The sequence below is a fragment of the Bowmanella yangjiangensis genome, assembly GCF_017255015.1.
Taxonomy (GTDB): domain Bacteria; phylum Pseudomonadota; class Gammaproteobacteria; order Enterobacterales; family Alteromonadaceae; genus Bowmanella; species Bowmanella yangjiangensis.
The window spans coordinates 1-1071 of record NZ_JAFKCS010000271.1; the positions used below are offsets into that span (position 1 = coordinate 1).

A 1071-nucleotide genomic window follows, 5' to 3' on the forward strand; every position below is an offset into this window, starting at 1 on the left:
TCCGACGATCGTATAGAGATTCGTGTTGGCCACGACCTGTTGCTGGGGGCGCTGCCGATAGTCTCGATTGGCCTGGTAGCGCATCACGGTCAGGTTCCCTCCGTCGACATCAAACATGACATCCACACCTTGGGCACAGCTAAGGGACAAGAATTCGACGCGATTCGCCCAGGGAAAGGCAATGTGATCCAGCCAACCCATTTCCATGGCGCCGTCGCCTATGTTGCCGAAGATTGCAGCGCGGGTAGCCACAGCACCGTTCAATTGCTGAATCAGGTTCTGGAATGCATTCTGGTGAGAGTTGGCGGAATAGTCGTTCTGGTAAAAGCCATTGATATGGCCGGCGAAGATACGGTTGCCCGGTAATTGGCAAATGACACCCAGGCACGAGTCCACATGGGGAAAGATCACGTGATGGCCGAGTCCCTGTCGGATGGTGAACGTCCAGTCGTAGTAGTCGGTGCCAATATTCTGATGTTGCGGCTCCACACAGTAGAAAAACATGAGTCATTCCTTTGAGAGTCGGTATTCGCTTTGGCGGGGGGACAACGGGGGTATCAGTCAGCGGCCTATCATTTGAACTTCCCGCCTTTCTCGTGGGTCGAGGCCTTGTTGTCGCTGACCCACATATCCATTTCGCTCTCGTCCCCATAAGTGTAGGTGTACATCATCACGGAATCCCCCACGTAGGAAAAGGTGTCGGATTCATTTTTGGTAATTGAATGTAAGTGTGCCAATAAATAACTTCACCCCTTTTCGAGCAGGTTCGCTTGCCAAAAACAAGTCCACCTACATTGCTGAGATCCATTTTACGGAACGGCATTAGTTTGAGGAGACAAATATATCTGCGGCCAGCTTTTCCTTGGCAACATCATGACTGCTTAGTCTCCTGATGCCATATAAATCTCTATCTGGCCTTGGGTAAGGGTCAAAGACATTGTATGAAATTTGCTTCGTTATCGGATCAACGAAAACATCAGTAATGACCACTGAGTGACTGATCAATACTGAATTTCCTGGAGGTTGGCAGGTTGCCAGTATCATTCCGCCTTTAAGCGCAGCCTCCAATTC

At 50.1% G+C, this 1071-nt stretch carries 2 protein-coding genes; both read right to left on the reverse strand.

Annotation, left to right across the window (positions count from 1 at the left end; all coding sequences use genetic code 11):
- Window positions 1–504, reverse strand: a 504-nt coding sequence (locus tag J0A65_RS23895; protein ID WP_206596766.1) for a hypothetical protein, incomplete at its 3' end; no start/stop codon positions are given.
- 318 nt (window positions 505–822) lie between these two features.
- Window positions 823–1071, reverse strand: a 249-nt coding sequence (locus J0A65_RS23900; protein ID WP_206596767.1) for a hypothetical protein, incomplete at its 5' end; no start/stop codon positions are given.